This window comes from Bacillus toyonensis BCT-7112 (assembly GCF_000496285.1).
Lineage (GTDB): Bacteria > Bacillota > Bacilli > Bacillales > Bacillaceae_G > Bacillus_A > Bacillus_A toyonensis.
Window position 1 is genome coordinate 3,298,526 of the sequence record NC_022781.1, and the last position, 15,454, is coordinate 3,313,979.

A 15,454-nucleotide genomic window follows, 5' to 3' on the forward strand; every position below is an offset into this window, starting at 1 on the left:
TGAAAGAAACAATTGTATGCCCACAGTGTGAAGGAAATATTACTGCATAACATATTATCGACATCCCACATCTTTTTTCATTAAGGTGTCCACATTGTAAGGTGAAGCTGAAAGAAATAAGGATAACGCCATGTTTAATATTAGCGGCAATTTGTATAATCCCACTGTTTATTATGATTGGTGAGAGCATTAAAGAATTGCTAGGAAAATATTTTTCTATTATAGACAATGTACCAACCGTACTTATTTTCTTCTTATTTTGTTATCCGTTGTATTATTTCTATGAAAAATATAATGCCAGCTTATTTATTAAGTATGGTTTATTGAAAGTGAAAAATTGAACAGGAGCTTATCATTATGTTGTGGAAAATTTATTTAGTAATTGTAGCGATATTAACTATTACTTCATTAATAAGAGGGATGTTTCAAACACCAATTCAAAAATTTGATTTTGTAGTGTCCATTATTACGTGGATAGGGCTATTTGGTTTTGTCTTCGATGTAGAAATATTAACCTCAATCGTTTGGAAATGCATCTTCGTGTTTAGCATTATTTGGACTTTGAGTGCCGTTTTTATTTTACGTTTATATGAAGAGAAGGATGAACCGCTACCTTTTATATTCAAATTAATTGGTGTGATCCCAACTTTGCCGTTATATTATGGGTTATATCAATATGCATTTTAAAAAAAGACAATGATGGAATTAACCCATCATTGTCTTTTTTACTTTGCTTCTTACGTAAATCATACTGGCAAAGGTTAATAAGAATGCAGTTCCGATAATGAAGCTGACGCTAGGTGATGCCCCGATTGCTCCAACTGTAAAGGAACCAGCAACAACTCCTAATGAGAAGAATGCATAAAATAATCCGAAGGCTTTCCCGCGATTATCATCTGTCGTATTTTCAACAAGTAATGCATTTATCGATGGGAAAAGGATAGCGAATCCAATGCCATAAATCATCATAACGATAAAGAGCATGCCTTTTGTTGCGAATAATCCAAGTAAAGATAACGCTAATGCCATTACTGCAATACCAATTAGCATTAGTTTTGAGCGATTAAATCGATCGTAAATACGATTTGTTGGAAGTAAGAAGAAGAGGATAGCGGTAATTCCGAATACACTTAGCATCATACCTGTTGTAGATGCTTTAAGTGCTAATGCCTCAACTTTTACTGGTAACATATATGTGACAATTCCTTGTGAAAACATTAGAGTGAAAGCACCAATATATGCCTGTAATAACGGTTCTGATTTCAATAGTTCAAACATATCTTCTTTGTTCATCATTTGTGTTCTTGATGTATTTTTTCTTGACACGTTATTTGGTAAGAAGAATAGAGATACGATTGTACCAAGAACCATTAAAATAGAAATAGTAATGAAAACCCATTCTATTCCAGCTGTCGCTTTCATAATGCCACTGAAAGCAGGACCTACGATAGCCGCTGTTCCAACAGCAGCACCAGATAGAGCCATTGCCTTACCTTGCTTTGCTGAATTTGTTTGTTTTGATAAAAATGTAAAGGCAGCAGGAATTAAAAATCCGTCACTAAAACCGTGCATAAAGCGCACAACTAATAGTTGTTCACCACTTTGAACAACGGTATATAACAAGACTATGAAACTCGTAAATCCCATGCTTATATAAAGTATTTTTTTTGCACCAAATTTATCGACGGCAGCTCCAGCAATAATATTACCAATCATATTAGCAAATGAGTACATACCGACAACTAGCCCAATAATAAGAGGAGTTCCTCCAAGGCTTTGAGCGAACGTACTCATAATAGGTAATTGTGAAAATGTATCTAAAAAAGCTACGATAACAATAAAGTAAATAAAATATTTCAAGCGATATTCACCTCTCCTATGCTATTATGGCATACTGCTAATTTCAACTGCAATGAAATTGAATTAACAGATGTGGAAAAAAGTACAAAGTGACAAAATATTGAACGTTATTTGTTAAAATTTAGTGAAAATGAGATTGTTTTTTTGAAATATATGGATATAAGTATTATAATAGATTTGTAAACTTCACCAGGTTAAGTATATACATAGAGAGGGATGTTTAAAATGAAAGCATTACTTTGGCATAATCAACGTGATGTACGAGTAGAAGAAGTACCAGAACCAACTGTACGACCAGGAGCAGTAAAAATTAAAGTTAAATGGTGTGGTATTTGCGGGACAGACTTGCATGAATATTTAGCAGGGCCAATTTTTATTCCGACAGAAGAGCACCCATTAACACATGTGAAAGCACCTGTTATTTTAGGTCATGAATTTAGTGGTGAGGTAGTTGAAATTGGTGAAGGTGTTACATCTCATAAAGTGGGAGACCGCGTTGTTGTAGAACCAATTTATTCTTGTGGTAAATGTGAAGCTTGTAAACATGGACATTACAATGTTTGTGAACAGCTTGTTTTCCACGGTCTTGGTGGAGACGGCGGTGGCTTCTCTGAATATACAGTAGTACCAGAAGATATGGTTCATCATATTCCAGATGAAATGACGTATGAACAAGGTGCACTTGTAGAACCAGCAGCAGTAGCAGTTCATGCAGTACGTCAAAGTAAATTAAAAGAAGGGGAAGCTGTAGCAGTATTTGGTTGTGGTCCAATTGGACTTCTTGTTATCCAAGCAGCTAAAGCAGCAGGAGCAACTCCTGTTATCGCAGTTGAACTTTCTAAAGAACGTCAAGAGTTAGCAAAATTAGCAGGTGCGGATTACGTATTAAATCCAGCAACTCAAGATGTATTAGCAGAAATTCGTAACTTAACAAACGGTTTAGGTGTAAATGTTAGCTTCGAAGTAACAGGTGTTGAAGTTGTACTACGTCAAGCAATTGAAAGTACAAGTTTCGAAGGACAAACGGTAATTGTTAGCGTATGGGAAAAAGATGCAACAATTACTCCGAACAACCTTGTATTAAAAGAAAAAGAAGTTATCGGTATTCTTGGATACCGTCACATCTTCCCATCTGTTATTAAATTAATTAGCTCTGGTCAAATTCAAGCAGAGAAATTAATTACGAAAAAAATTACAGTGGATCAAGTTGTTGAAGAAGGATTTGAAGCACTTGTAAAAGATAAAACACAAGTGAAAATTCTTGTTTCACCCAAATAATAAAGAATTGAAAAAAGTAGTCCTTTTCTAGAAATAGAAGAGGGCTACTTTTTTTCTATACGGAAAGGTGATAGACTTTCCTTTGACTAAATGTACTTTTGGTTGGGAGGGAAAGTTGAATGCTTTCATTTTTTTTAACATTGAAACGTATGCTAAGAGCCTGTTTGCGAGCGTGGAAGGATAAAGAATTTCAAGTTTTATTCGTATTAACAATTTTGACTTTAATATCGGGTACAATCTTTTATAGCACAGTGGAGGGATTACGTATCCTTGATGCTTTATATTTTAGTGTTGTGACACTGACAACTGTAGGCGATAAAGATTTTAGTCCTCAAACTGATTTTGGGAAGATATTTACGATACTATACATATTTATCGGGATTGGATTAGTGTTTGGATTTATTCATAAGTTGGCGGTTAATGTGCAACTACCAAGTATATTATCGAATAGAAGAAAAGAGTAAAGCATGTAATTGTTTTACTCTTTTTTTACATTAGTTTAGACAAGTATTTGCAGTAGCTTAACAATACTTTATTACAATGTAAGTGCATTCATTCATTATATTCACTATGTATAAAGTTATAATGATATGAACATTTGCATATTTTAATTTAGTGATAGAAATTTTATGAAAGGTGGGATATTCTAGTCATAGGTTAACCAGACGACATCATAGGATCCTAGCAAAATGTTTACAATAATTCAATTATAAAATGGAGGATTTCAGATGAAAAAGAAAGTTCTTGCTTTAGCAGCAGCTATTACGTTAGTAGCACCGTTACAAAGTGTTGCGTTTGCTCATGAAAACGATGGAGGACAGAGAGTAGGCGTTATTCCGCGCTGGTCTGCTGAAGATAAACATAAAGAAGGCGTAAACTCTCATTTATGGATTGTAAACCGTGCAATGGATATTATGTCTCGTAATACAACACTTGTAAAACAAGAGCGAGTTGCACTATTAAATGAATGGCGTACGGAGTTAGAGAATGGTATTTATGCTGCTGACTATGAAAATCCTTATTATGATAATAGCACATTTGCTTCACACTTCTATGACCCTGATAACGGGAAAACGTATATTCCATATGCAAAGCAGGCGAAGGAAACTGGAGCTAAATATTTTAAATTAGCTGGTGAGTCATACAAAAATAAAGATATGAAACAAGCATTCTTCTATTTAGGATTATCTCTTCATTATTTAGGAGATGTAAACCAACCGATGCATGCGGCAAACTTTACAAATCTTTCGTATCCACAAGGGTTCCATTCTAAATATGAAAACTTTGTAGATACGATAAAAGATAATTACAAAGTAACGGATGGAAATGGATATTGGAACTGGAAAGGTACAAATCCAGAAGATTGGATTCATGGAGCGGCAGTAGTTGCGAAACAAGATTACGCTGGCATTGTAAATGATAATACGAAAGATTGGTTCGTGAGAGCTGCTGTATCGCAAGATTATGCAGATAAATGGCGCGCTGAAGTTACACCAATGACAGGTAAGCGTTTAATGGATGCACAACGTGTTACTGCTGGATACATCCAGCTTTGGTTTGATACGTACGGAAATCGTTAAGTATTTAAAAAAGGTCAAATCTCAGAATAGAGTATTTGGCCTTTTTATCACTATACACATGGAGGTATGAAACGTGAAAAGTAAATTGCTAAAAGGTGTACTTAGCTTTGGAATTGGTTTAGGAGCTTTATATAGTGGATCTTCAGCTCAAGCAGAAACGCCTACAAATCAAAATAATACATTAAAAGTAATGACGCATAACGTGTACATGCTATCAACAAACTTATATCCGAATTGGGGACAAAGTGAGCGTGCTGATTTAATTGGAGCGGCAGGTTATATAAAGAATCAGGACGTTGTTATATTAAATGAAGTGTTTGATAATAGCGCCTCAGATCGTTTGTTAGGAAATTTGAAGAGAGAATATCCAAATCAAACGGCGGTATTAGGTCGTAGTAGTGGAAACGAATGGGATAAAACATTAGGGAACTATTCATCTTCGACTCCTGAAGATGGGGGCGTTGCGATTGTGAGTAAATGGCCAATCGTTGAAAAAATTCAATATGTATTCGAAAAAGGCTGCGGACCAGATAATTTATCAAATAAAGGATTTGTATACACGAAAATTAAGAGAAATGATAGTTTTGTTCATGTAATTGGGACGCATTTACAAGCTGAAGATAGTATGTGTGGAAAAACTTCACCTGCATCTGTACGTACAAAACAGCTACAAGAAATTCAAGAATTTATTAAAAATAAAAATATACCAAATAACGAGTATGTGTTAATTGGTGGAGATATGAACGTAAATAAAATAAACGCTGAGAATAATAGTGATTCAGAGTATGCATCTATGTTTAAAACATTACATGCTTCTATTCCATCTTATACTGGACATACAGCGACTTGGGATGCGACGACAAACAGTATTGCAAAATACAATTTCCCCGATAGCCCTGCCGAGTATTTAGATTATATTATTGCAAGTAAAGATCATGCGAACCCATCGCATATAGAAAATAAAGTGTTACAGCCGAAATCTCCACAATGGACTGTTACATCATGGTTTAAAAAATATACGTATAATGATTACTCTGATCATTATCCAGTAGAGGCTACTATTTCTATGAAGTAGTCAAAAAAGTTTCTTCGTAAAGAAGAAACTTTTTTTATTTGCAAACAGGAAAATCACTCTTTCTTTCCAATATGTATAAGACATATATAGAAGAGGAGCGAAAAATGTGGATCGAGGAATTTTTAAAGAAGTTCCATTACCGTGTGCATTTTTAGATGAAGTAGCTTTAGAAAGAAATATTCAATCGGTTATAGAGCTAAGTGGCGATAAAAAGATTCGAATAGCGAGTAAATCATTACGATCCGTTCCAATTATGAAACGGATTTTAGCTACAAACAACCGATTTCAAGGTATTATGTGTTTTTCACCTAGAGAGGCTTTGTTTTTAATTGAACAAGGATTTAATGATTTATTATTAGGATATCCAGCTTATGATGACAGGGCTTTATATGAAATTAGTTTGCTAACAAAGAAAGGGCTTATTATAACTTGTATGGTGGACTGTGAAGACCATATTGTTTATTTAGAAAAAATTGCTGAGAAGTCTAAAGGGTGTTTTCGTGTTTGTTTGGATATTGATATGAGTAGCCGTTTTTTTCAATTTCATTTTGGTGTAAAAAGATCCCCGGTAAAAGATGTGCGGAGCGCTCTGGAAATAGTAGAAAAAGTGAAGGACTCATCATTTTTAATACTAGATGGTGTAATGGGATATGAAGCTCAAATTGCTGGGGTTGGAGATTATATACCGAATCAATGGATAAAAAGTAAAGTAATTTCTTATTTAAAGAAGAAATCAGTGTTAGAAGTTAAAGAAAGAAGAGGACGTATCGTGAAAGAAATACAAAACCTTGGTATTGAACTTAGGTTTGTAAATGGGGGGGGAACAGGAAGTATAAAAACAACTGAGCAAGATAACTCAGTTTCAGAGATTACAGTAGGTTCTGCTTTTTATGCCCCTAGACTGTTTGACTATTATAAAGAAGTACAATTTCATCCAGCTGTCGGATTTGCTTTACCAGTTGTACGTAAACCAGCTCCGTTTATCTATACTTGCCTAGGTGGTGGATATATTGCTTCAGGCGCAGTTGGTAAAGATAAAGAGCCTGAGGTTTGGAGACCAGATGGTGCAAAACTATTAGATTTAGAAGGTGCTGGTGAAGCACAAACTCCCGTTCATTATAACGGCGAGGAGCGAGTGGATATAGGAGATTCTATATTGTTTCGTCATAGTAAAGCTGGAGAATTATGTGAGCGTTTTCCAATTCTGTATCGTGTGAAACAAGGGAAGATTATTGGGGAGTATTCAACATATCGGGGGGATGGCCAATGCTTTCTATAGAGGGGAAAAAATGGAGAAATTGGACAGGGAATGTAGAAGGAACGCCGCATTATACGATGTATCCAGAAACTATACAAGATGTAGTAGAAGTTGTAGAGCTTGCACAAAAAAAAGGGAAGAAAATTCGTGTTGTCGGTTCAGGGCATTCGTTTACGCCTCTCGTGCAAACAGAAGAAATTTTAGTCTCTTTAGACGAATTGAAGGGCATTGTGAATATTGATGCGGAGAAGATGGTTGCCGAAGTATGGGCAGGAACAAAGCTACATGACCTAGGGAAGTTACTTGAAGAAAAAGGTTATGCACAAGAAAATTTAGGGGATATTGATTCACAATCTATTGCAGGAGCAATTAGTACGGGGACGCATGGGACGGGTGTTAACTTTGGGAGTTTATCAACACAAGTTATAGAGATTACGACAGTTTTATCAACAGGTGAGAGTATAGTTTGTTCAGAAACCGAGAACGTCGAATATTGGAAAGCATTTCAGTTATCGCTTGGAATGCTAGGTATCATCGTAAAGATAAAATTAAAGATTATCCCATCATATTCGCTCGTTTATGAAAGCGAAAAACAGTCACTATCTACTGTAATGAACAAGCTAGAAGAATATAAGAAGAATCGTCATTTTGAGTTTTTTGTTTTTCCTTATTCAAATGAAGTACAGGTGAAGTTTACAAATAAAACAACGAGTAAAGGAACTGATTTAAAATGGCATAAACTAAAGGTGGAGTTACTTGAAAATAGGATGTTCTCTTTGTTATCTAAAGGGTGCAAATGGTTTCCTTCCATAAGTAAAGGAGTAAGTCGATTATCAGCTAAGGCTGCACCAAACACAAAAATAATTGGCCCAAGCTATGAAGTGTTCGCTACATCACGTACGGTTCCATTTTATGAAATGGAGTACAGTGTCCCTTCAAAGCATATGAGAGCTGTTGTAGAAGAAATTTCAAGTCTTATTGAAAAGAAAAAGTATAAGGTGCACTTCCCGATTGAATGTCGCTACGTGAAAGGTGATGATATATGGCTTAGTCCAGCGTATGGAAGGGACTCGGCATATATCGCCGTTCATATGTATAAAGGTATGAAGTATGCCGCTTATTTTGGTGAAGTGGAGAAAATTTTTCTGAAATATGAAGGTCGTCCACATTGGGGGAAAATGCATACGTTAACATACGAAAAGTTACAAAACATATATCCAGAATTGCATTCGTTTCTAAAAATGAGGAAGTCGCTAGATGAAACAGGAATGTTTTTAAACCCTTATACAGAAAAGTTATTTACGATTATGAAAAAAAGCTGACAAAATATTACTTGTCAGCTTTTTTTAGTATAATCGCATTTCTTGTTTGACTAATATGCTCGTAGAATAGTAACTTATCACGGCTAAATACATGTAAGAAAACATGAATAATAAATATGCCGTTAATTACGAATTGGAATAACAGTATAACTAGTAATACTAAAGGCTCTGTAAAATTTAAGATAGAGCTACTAGAAAGAATATAATTGATTCCACCTAAAACGAAATAGAATATACCGTAACGGATGAATAGTTCCTTCATCGTAATACGATCTGATTTTCCTTTAATGTAAATACGAAGCAACGCTTTTCCTATCGTTCTTCCATTTGTAAAGTATGGAATGATAATAAAGTAAATAAAGATTGAACATGTAATGAAAAGGAGTTCGTATACATTTGTGTAAGATTGGATATTAGAAATAAATAGAGAGTTTCCTTTATTTTTAATGACAGGAACGACGATAGATAAGAACAGCCAATCAATTTGCATAGCGATAAGACGACGAACGAATCCAACTGGTTTCGTTTCTAAATCAATATGACTATCTAATTCGCTTGTTTTCGGAAGGAAGTACGTAAATATTGGTGCAATGATAAAACCAATTACGCCGCCTAATGTGTTTAAAAATAGATCATCGATATCGAATAAGCGATATGCACAATTGTATATACCGTATAGTCCAGTTACCTGTGTCAGTTCGAAAAATAGTGAAAGACAAAAAGAAATACAAACTGTTTGTAAGAAACTACGTCGGAAATAATAACGTAAATAAACACCGAATGGAACGGTTAATAGAACGTTAAATGCTACTTGTAAGAACGCAGATTCTTTTAATAAATAGAAATAAGTAGCTGGTTTCGTTAAAATTGCCGAAGTATGATTACTAATTTCTTGTATGAAATAAAATGGTGATAGTTGTATGTGCTGCGTATTAGCCGGTTGTAGGCTACAAGTATCATATGTTTGTGGTAACGGCAAAATCACAAGAAAATAGGCATTTAATAAGTAAAGTAATAATGAGTACAAAATAAATGAACGCCATTTATTTAAATAACCATACTTTCGGTAGTTAAATATTAAAAAAGGTATTAAGAGAAACATTGCTAAAAAAGGAAATAAAATAAATGCTGTTTTTACTGGAAATAAATATGCAGTCAAAATGAGGCTCCTTTCAATGAAAATTCGTTTATCATTATAACGTTAAAAGAACCTTAAAACAAAATTAAAATATTTTGAAATAGAAAAAATTATAAATTTTAATGGAATTAAGTTATACTAAATTTAATATAAGGATATTGTGATTATTATAAGTTGAGAGAGGGTACAAGATATGCGATATGAGCTTTTTTCTGTAAGTGGGGATCATATTACAACTTTTGAAAGTGTGTGGCGTTTTCAAGAGGGAGAACAGGTTTTTGTTCATGATGATCAAACAAAACGAAATTTTATTATTATCCGCCTAACGCATGATGTATTTCAACAAAATAAACATGTTATTCGTTTGTATTGTCAAGAAAAGAAAGTTTATAAATAAGGGAAGCCCTCTTACTGGATGAGAAAAGGTAAGAGGGTTTTATCATTTTATATTAGGAAAAGCTCCTTAGGAATATCGAGTGAAGTTTAATGCATATAAGTAGCATTGGATGTGGAAGAAAGGATATAGTTTTGCATTTTGTGCTTCCAAGTTTCATTTTCGTTTCTTTGAGAAAGCCACGCATGGTAATCTTGTTGTGTTTTCCATAACATACGGACCATATATTTTGCTCCATCATCTGTACGATGCATATGTGAAAATTCTATGTTAATAAAACCATTTGTTCCAGTTGATGGATAATATTGTTTAAGTGAATATAGTAAATCATTCTCATAGCCATATTTAATATGAATTAGTTTAGTAACAATAAACATAGGAACACCTCTTTTATAATAGTAGTAAAGAAGACGGATTTTTATTAGTAGGAACATAATTAATATTATACTATTCTGAAAATTTAAAGTAAATAAGGCACTTCAACTTAATAGAAGTATAAAAAAGCGAGCCATCTTAGTGTAGTAGAATGACTCGCTTTAAACTTGTAAGTTTACTTTATAAGAAAATGATAGTAAGTACCCCTACGATAATACAATAGAAAGAGAAATATTTTAAATTTCCTTTTGCCATAATGTTCATAAACCATTTTAATGAAATATATGTCATGATAAATGTTGCTATAAACGCAACGATATATGGTACGAATAATGTGTCTAAATTAGGATCTTTAGCAATATCTGTAATACTTAGCAATAACCCACCTAAGCTAACAGGAATATATAGTAAGAATGAGAAGCGAAGAGCGGTCTCTTGCTTCATACCGAGTAACATCGCTGCTACAATTGTAGCGCCAGATCGGCTAATTCCAGGGATAAGTGCACAAGCTTGAGCTAATCCGATAATGATTGCATCTTTCATAGAAAGGTCACCATCATTTTTACGCCCGCGTAAGTTTCTAATAATCCAAAGACCGACAGCGGTAATAAGAAGGGAAATCCCAACCATTTTCACGCCTTTTAAGTACTGGTCGATATAATCTTTAAATAAAACGCCAATTACACCTGCTGGAATAGTTGCAATTACAAGGTAAATAATGAAGAAGAAATCTGATTTTGCATCTTCTGCTCTTGTAAATATATAAGATAGACCATTCTTTGTTAGACGAATTAAATCATTTCTATAAATAAGTAATCCAGCTAGTAATGAAGCTGAATTAACAAGTAGTTCAAAGCTAAATCCTTCTATTTTTAGTCCTAGCAAATGTTGTGCTAAAACGAGGTGACCACTTGAAGAAATCGGAATTGGTTCTGTTAGTCCTTGGAACAGACCAAGAATTAAGTATTTTAAAATGTAGTAAAATTGTTCCATAACATCCTCCTTGTTAATTAGTCTAAAGAAACAACTTTCCCATTATAACAAAGATATAGATGAATATTGGGAAGAAATAAATATTCGAAATATAATAAAAACCCTTATAGCGATATAAGGGGGTTTTTATTGTTAATGAGAAGATACTGTTTCTTGAAGACCATTAGTCAATTGAACATCGACTTTTTCTGCATCATGAATATGGTTCATAATAGTAGTATTTAATTTTTGGAACATTTGTTGAGTGTTTGCAAATTCTCTTAATATATCATCATTACAAGATTTTTGGTTTTCAATTGCTTGAATAACATTTGTAGCACCATTTTGTAACGTTTGAATCATAATTAAAATGTTTTCGATTCTAGCGTTTGTATCGGCACTCATTTCTACACCTTCATCGACTAAATGTAAATTATCTTTTGTGTTTTCGTATGCTTTTTCAATTTCTTCTTGAATTTTTTTCGTTAAGTTGCCAATATTCTTTGTACTCTCTGCCGTACTTTCTGCTAGTTTTCTTACTTCATTGGCAACAACCGCAAACCCTTTACCGTGCTCTCCAGCACGCGCTGCTTCAATACTTGCATTTAGCGCAAGTAAATTTGTTTGTGCTGCAATGTTTTGAATGACTTCTACAATTTGTTCGATTTCTTTTGAGCGTTCACTTAAATGATTCATACTGTTAGACGTGCGCTGAGATTGTTCACCTAATTTATTAATTACAATAAGTAAACGGTGAACAGATTCTTTTCCTTCATTAGAGCAGTCAATAATCTCTTCAATAGACTGAATTAAGCTTTGTTCTTTTTGTAACATTTCACTATTTAATTCATTAGAATTTGTTGTACGTGTTGAAACATTTTCAAAACACGAGTTTAATTGCTGAATTAAATTTTGGAGTGTATGGTGCTGGTTATTTACAAGTTGATGCTCTTGAATGACGTTTTGCACACGGTCATGGATAGAAGAAATCATATTTTGTTTTTCAATGTCTTTTTGTTTTAATTCAGCCTCTAATTCTTTTATACGATCTTCTAATTGATCAATTTTATGTTGGAGTGATTTCTTTTGAGTAAACATGTATTTATTTCAACCGCCTTTGGAAGTTATATTTTCTCTATATTTGGATTTTAGCATTTTTTATAATTTTTAAATATAGGAATTGTTAAATATTTAAGAATCTATTACATTTTATTTATAATTCCCTATTTTTTGTCATGAAAAATAAACTGTATTTAATAGTATTGTAAACAAACTGTAAAATAAATCATGTATAACTGTATAAGAAGGGAGTCGGATTATGAACTATTTTAAGCGAATCAGTAGTCTAGTATTAGCAGGAATTATCGGTCTTTCTAGTACAGTCGCTGTAAAAGCAGAGTCAAACGACGAGAAACTTAACAACATGCAACAGCAATTGCAGCAAAACGATGCAGATATGCAGAAGAAAGAGCAAGAGAAGCAAGCTGTTAGTAAAGAGATTCAAGGTATTGAAAACGAACTACATAACTTAAATAATACAATTGCAAAAAATAAAGAGGATCAAGCTGCTATTCAACGTAAAATCGATGAAACACATAAGCAGATTGAGCAAAAAAAGAATGAAATTGTCGTTTTAGAGGATAAAGTCCTTGCTCGTAAAGATATTATGAGAAAACGTATGGTTTCTGTTCAAAACAGTTCAAATACAAGTTTAGTAGTAGAAGTTGTTGTAGAGTCAAAAAACTTTGCAGATTTCTTACAACGTATGAATGCAGTTTCTACTATTTTAGAAGCTGATAAAGAAATTTTACGTCTACAAGAACAAGATCTTCGTCAAATTGAAGAAGATAAGAAAACAATTGACGAAAAAGAAGCATCTTTAGTAGTAGACAAACAAAAATTAGCAAAAGCGCAAGCTGATTTGCAAGATAACTTGAAAAAACGTCAAGATAACTTACAGACAGTTCAAGCTAAATACAATCAGATTGCAAGCCAACTTAATTTAGCAGCAGAAGAAAAAGCTAAAATTGAGTCAAATATGAAGGCAGTACAAGAGACGATTGCTCGTGAGCAAGAAGCAGCAAGAATTGCAGCAGAAGAGCGTGCAAAAGCAGAAGCGGCTGCAAAGGCTGAGCAAGAAGCTTTAGTGAAAGCACAAGCAGAAATTGCTGAAAAACAAAAGCAAGAGAAAGCTAATAAACCAGCTGAACCTGTTGCGAATAATAATTCGAAGGTAGAACCTGCACAACCTTCGAAGCCAACTGCTGGTGGAAGAGAAATATATGTACATGCAACAGCTTATACAGCAGATCCAGCTGAAAATGGTTATGCACCAGGCCAACAAGTGTATTCTGCATGGGGAGGCTATAATCTAACTGCAAACCCAGGAATGAAATTAATTGCTGTAGATCCAAGTGTTATTCCATTAGGTTCTACTGTATATGTTGAAGGTTATGGACAAGCAATTGCAGCAGACACTGGTGGCGCAATTAAAGGTCACAAAATCGATGTTTTAATGCCTGATAAAGCTTCATCTAGTAATTGGGGCAGAAAAAATGTTAAAGTTACAATTTTAAACTAACACGTAATCCAACTTTATAATACGTAAAGTTGGATTTTTTTGTAAAAATTATGTTAAGTTGAGTTTACATTTTGTTAAGGATAGCATACAATGATGGTGAGAGGTGGTAAAATTGACCATTTTAAATAGAGTGAAAGAATTTAGGGCTCGCTTCAATTTTTCGCAAAGTGTATTAGCAGAGAAGGTTGGAGTGACGAGACAAACAATTGCTGCAATTGAAAAAGGGGATTACGTTCCTTCGTTGTTATTGGCACTTACGATTTGTGATGTGTTCCAGTTAAAGATGGAAGATGTGTTTGTTTTAAATAAGGAGGGGAAAGAGGATGAATAGACTTGTATTTTCTTATATGCTAAATGTACTTTTAATGGTATTAGCAGGTTGGGCTTTTATTGAGTTGTATTATTTTACTATTGAAGTCGCTAATTTTATTCAAACGAAGAGAGTACCATTTGAAGTTTCAATAAGTTTAATACCGCTCGGATTACTTTTAACATTTGGTATTGTATCGACGGTTCTTTATAAAATTCAAAAGAAAAAATATAAAGAGCTCTCGTATTGGATGTTTCCACTATTATTTCCTCAAGAAGATGAGCGTGAAAAGGCAATTACAGAAAAGGCTTGTCGTACTACATTTATGTCATTATGGTATGTGTTGCCTTGTGCGGTTGGGTTTTTAACTCTTTCTCCAATTGTTATTCTATATGTTCCTGCATATCCGATATATATTGCATTTAGTATCTTCTTTATTCAGATGACGATTTTTCACGTGTCTTTATATCGAAATAAAATTGCTTAAAAAGAAACCTTCTTGCATCGGCAAGAAGGTTTCTTTTCAGCTTATACTTGTACATATAGCAATATTATTTTATCATTTTATATAGAGTAAGATTTTGTAAGGGAAAGGAATTGTATATGAATAAGCAAAGAATTTATAGTATAGTAGCAATCCTTCTATTTGTTGTAGGTGGGGTTTTAATTGGAAAGCCATTTTATGATGGATATAAGGCTGAAAAGAAACAGACTGAAAATGTGCAAGCTGTTCAAAAGATGGATTATGAAAAGCATGAGACAGAATTTGTAGATGCGTCAAAAATTAATCAACCAGACTTGGCAGAAGTAGCGAATGCATCGTTAGATAAAAAACAAGTAATCGGTCGTATTTCGATTCCAAGTGTTTCATTAGAAATTCCTGTTTTAAAATCTTCTACTGAGAAAAACCTGTTATCAGGTGCAGCGACAGTAAAAGAAAATCAAGTAATGGGAAAAGGGAATTACGCACTAGCAGGGCATAACATGTCTAAAAAAGGTGTTTTATTTAGTGATATAGCATCTTTGAAAAAAGGCGATAAAATTTATTTATATGATAATGAAAATGAATATGAGTACGCTGTTACTGGTGTATCTGAAGTAACTCCGGATAAATGGGAAGTTGTAGAAGATCATGGGAAAGATGAGATAACGCTTATTACATGTGTATCTGTAAAAGATAATTCTAAGCGTTATGTTGTAGCTGGTGATTTAGTAGGAACGAAGGCGAAGAAATAAAAAAGAAGGCCAACTCTTTAAAGAGTTGACCTTCTTTTTTACTACTTTTGAGAAATAATAGAATATTTTAGTTTG

Annotated in this window: 18 protein-coding genes; 13 read left to right on the forward strand and 5 right to left on the reverse strand. The window is 33.7% G+C overall.

The window, feature by feature from the left end; translation table 11 throughout:
• Window positions 1-53: 53 nt before the first annotated feature.
• On the forward strand, window positions 54-341 hold the full coding sequence (locus tag BTOYO_RS26550; RefSeq protein WP_225988027.1) for a hypothetical protein: 288 nt from the start codon (window positions 54-56) through the stop codon (window positions 339-341).
• A gap of 16 nt (window positions 342-357) precedes the next feature.
• A complete protein-coding gene (locus BTOYO_RS16820) occupies window positions 358-687 on the forward strand; it encodes a hypothetical protein (protein WP_000964464.1) in 330 nt (109 codons plus the stop codon).
• Between the two features lie 18 nt (window positions 688-705).
• Here the strand turns inward: BTOYO_RS16820 and BTOYO_RS16825 are convergent, their stop codons facing one another.
• Complete coding sequence (locus BTOYO_RS16825) at window positions 706-1,860, reverse strand: MFS transporter (protein WP_000873261.1); 1,155 nt, start codon at window positions 1,858-1,860, stop codon at window positions 706-708.
• Window positions 1,861-2,085: 225 nt separating this feature from the next.
• Between BTOYO_RS16825 and bdhA the strand changes: the two genes are divergently transcribed.
• The 6 genes from bdhA (at window position 2,086) to BTOYO_RS16855 (ending at window position 8,373) form a co-directional block, all read left to right on the forward strand.
• Window positions 2,086-3,138 carry a (R,R)-butanediol dehydrogenase gene (gene bdhA / locus BTOYO_RS16830; protein WP_000645833.1) on the forward strand — a complete coding sequence of 351 codons (1,053 nt, stop codon included), beginning with the start codon at window positions 2,086-2,088 and terminating at the stop codon, window positions 3,136-3,138.
• 119 nt (window positions 3,139-3,257) lie between these two features.
• Entirely contained in the window at window positions 3,258-3,602 is a 345-nt protein-coding gene (locus BTOYO_RS16835; RefSeq protein WP_000947914.1) for a potassium channel family protein, read from the forward strand.
• 264 nt (window positions 3,603-3,866) lie between these two features.
• Window positions 3,867-4,718, forward strand: coding sequence for a phospholipase CerA (gene cerA, locus BTOYO_RS16840; RefSeq protein ID WP_000731003.1), 852 nt, complete (start codon window positions 3,867-3,869; stop codon window positions 4,716-4,718).
• Between the two features lie 73 nt (window positions 4,719-4,791).
• Window positions 4,792-5,793 carry a sphingomyelinase C gene (gene sph / locus BTOYO_RS16845; RefSeq protein WP_000837526.1) on the forward strand — a complete coding sequence of 334 codons (1,002 nt, stop codon included), beginning with the start codon at window positions 4,792-4,794 and terminating at the stop codon, window positions 5,791-5,793.
• A 106-nt stretch (window positions 5,794-5,899) separates the two neighbouring features.
• Complete coding sequence (locus BTOYO_RS16850; protein ID WP_000373788.1) at window positions 5,900-7,072, forward strand: amino acid deaminase/aldolase; 1,173 nt, start codon at window positions 5,900-5,902, stop codon at window positions 7,070-7,072.
• Entirely contained in the window at window positions 7,060-8,373 is a 1,314-nt protein-coding gene (locus tag BTOYO_RS16855) for a D-arabinono-1,4-lactone oxidase (RefSeq protein WP_000948671.1), read from the forward strand. Before BTOYO_RS16850 ends, BTOYO_RS16855 begins: the two co-directional genes overlap by 13 nt.
• A gap of 7 nt (window positions 8,374-8,380) precedes the next feature.
• Here the strand turns inward: BTOYO_RS16855 and BTOYO_RS16860 are convergent, their stop codons facing one another.
• On the reverse strand, window positions 8,381-9,532 hold the full coding sequence (locus BTOYO_RS16860; RefSeq protein ID WP_023441148.1) for a VanZ family protein: 1,152 nt from the start codon (window positions 9,530-9,532) through the stop codon (window positions 8,381-8,383).
• Window positions 9,533-9,704: 172 nt separating this feature from the next.
• On the opposite strand from BTOYO_RS16860, the gene BTOYO_RS16865 reads away from it, so the two are divergent.
• On the forward strand, window positions 9,705-9,908 hold the full coding sequence (locus BTOYO_RS16865) for a hypothetical protein (RefSeq protein ID WP_001268335.1): 204 nt from the start codon (window positions 9,705-9,707) through the stop codon (window positions 9,906-9,908).
• Between the two features lie 86 nt (window positions 9,909-9,994).
• Here BTOYO_RS16865 and BTOYO_RS16870 read toward each other — a convergent pair whose 3' ends face one another.
• The 3 genes from BTOYO_RS16870 to BTOYO_RS16880 all read right to left on the reverse strand — a co-directional run bounded on the left by BTOYO_RS16870 (window position 9,995) and on the right by BTOYO_RS16880 (window position 12,350).
• Window positions 9,995-10,282 (reverse strand): antibiotic biosynthesis monooxygenase, encoded by a 288-nt coding sequence (locus tag BTOYO_RS16870; protein WP_000471244.1) that lies wholly within the window; start codon window positions 10,280-10,282, stop codon window positions 9,995-9,997.
• Between the two features lie 178 nt (window positions 10,283-10,460).
• Window positions 10,461-11,273: an undecaprenyl-diphosphate phosphatase gene (locus BTOYO_RS16875; protein ID WP_023441149.1), complete on the reverse strand. Its 813-nt coding sequence runs from the start codon at window positions 11,271-11,273 to the stop codon at window positions 10,461-10,463.
• Between the two features lie 132 nt (window positions 11,274-11,405).
• On the reverse strand, window positions 11,406-12,350 hold the full coding sequence (locus BTOYO_RS16880) for a methyl-accepting chemotaxis protein (RefSeq protein ID WP_000495004.1): 945 nt from the start codon (window positions 12,348-12,350) through the stop codon (window positions 11,406-11,408).
• 220 nt (window positions 12,351-12,570) lie between these two features.
• Between BTOYO_RS16880 and BTOYO_RS16885 the strand changes: the two genes are divergently transcribed.
• From BTOYO_RS16885 to BTOYO_RS16900, 4 genes are all read left to right on the forward strand, one after another.
• Complete coding sequence (locus BTOYO_RS16885; RefSeq protein ID WP_001105800.1) at window positions 12,571-13,833, forward strand: 3D domain-containing protein; 1,263 nt, start codon at window positions 12,571-12,573, stop codon at window positions 13,831-13,833.
• A gap of 112 nt (window positions 13,834-13,945) precedes the next feature.
• The gene (locus BTOYO_RS16890; RefSeq protein ID WP_002093836.1) at window positions 13,946-14,164 is read left to right on the forward strand and encodes a helix-turn-helix transcriptional regulator; all 219 of its coding nucleotides are present in this window, start codon (window positions 13,946-13,948) and stop codon (window positions 14,162-14,164) included.
• Entirely contained in the window at window positions 14,157-14,630 is a 474-nt protein-coding gene (locus tag BTOYO_RS16895; RefSeq protein ID WP_001081109.1) for a hypothetical protein, read from the forward strand. The genes BTOYO_RS16890 and BTOYO_RS16895 overlap by 8 nt, the downstream gene beginning before the upstream one ends.
• Window positions 14,631-14,746: 116 nt before the next feature.
• Window positions 14,747-15,379 (forward strand): class A sortase, encoded by a 633-nt coding sequence (locus BTOYO_RS16900; RefSeq protein WP_001041715.1) that lies wholly within the window; start codon window positions 14,747-14,749, stop codon window positions 15,377-15,379.
• Window positions 15,380-15,454 lie beyond the last annotated feature (75 nt).

Bases quoted from the DNA above. Each gene is read 5' to 3' on its own strand.
- BTOYO_RS16820 (WP_000964464.1), top strand. From the start codon at position 358: ATGTTGTGGAAAATTTATTTAGTAATTGTAGCGATATTAACTATTACT.
- bdhA (WP_000645833.1), top strand. From the start codon at position 2,086: ATGAAAGCATTACTTTGGCATAATCAACGTGATGTACGAGTAGAAGAA.
- BTOYO_RS16835 (WP_000947914.1), top strand. From the start codon at position 3,258: ATGCTTTCATTTTTTTTAACATTGAAACGTATGCTAAGAGCCTGTTTG.
- cerA (WP_000731003.1), top strand. From the start codon at position 3,867: ATGAAAAAGAAAGTTCTTGCTTTAGCAGCAGCTATTACGTTAGTAGCA.
- BTOYO_RS16855 (WP_000948671.1), top strand. From the start codon at position 7,060: ATGCTTTCTATAGAGGGGAAAAAATGGAGAAATTGGACAGGGAATGTA.
- BTOYO_RS16865 (WP_001268335.1), top strand. From the start codon at position 9,705: ATGCGATATGAGCTTTTTTCTGTAAGTGGGGATCATATTACAACTTTT.
- BTOYO_RS16870 (WP_000471244.1), bottom strand. From the start codon at position 10,282: ATGTTTATTGTTACTAAACTAATTCATATTAAATATGGCTATGAGAAT.
- BTOYO_RS16875 (WP_023441149.1), bottom strand. From the start codon at position 11,273: ATGGAACAATTTTACTACATTTTAAAATACTTAATTCTTGGTCTGTTC.
- BTOYO_RS16880 (WP_000495004.1), bottom strand. From the start codon at position 12,350: ATGTTTACTCAAAAGAAATCACTCCAACATAAAATTGATCAATTAGAA.
- BTOYO_RS16885 (WP_001105800.1), top strand. From the start codon at position 12,571: ATGAACTATTTTAAGCGAATCAGTAGTCTAGTATTAGCAGGAATTATC.
- BTOYO_RS16895 (WP_001081109.1), top strand. From the start codon at position 14,157: ATGAATAGACTTGTATTTTCTTATATGCTAAATGTACTTTTAATGGTA.
- BTOYO_RS16900 (WP_001041715.1), top strand. From the start codon at position 14,747: ATGAATAAGCAAAGAATTTATAGTATAGTAGCAATCCTTCTATTTGTT.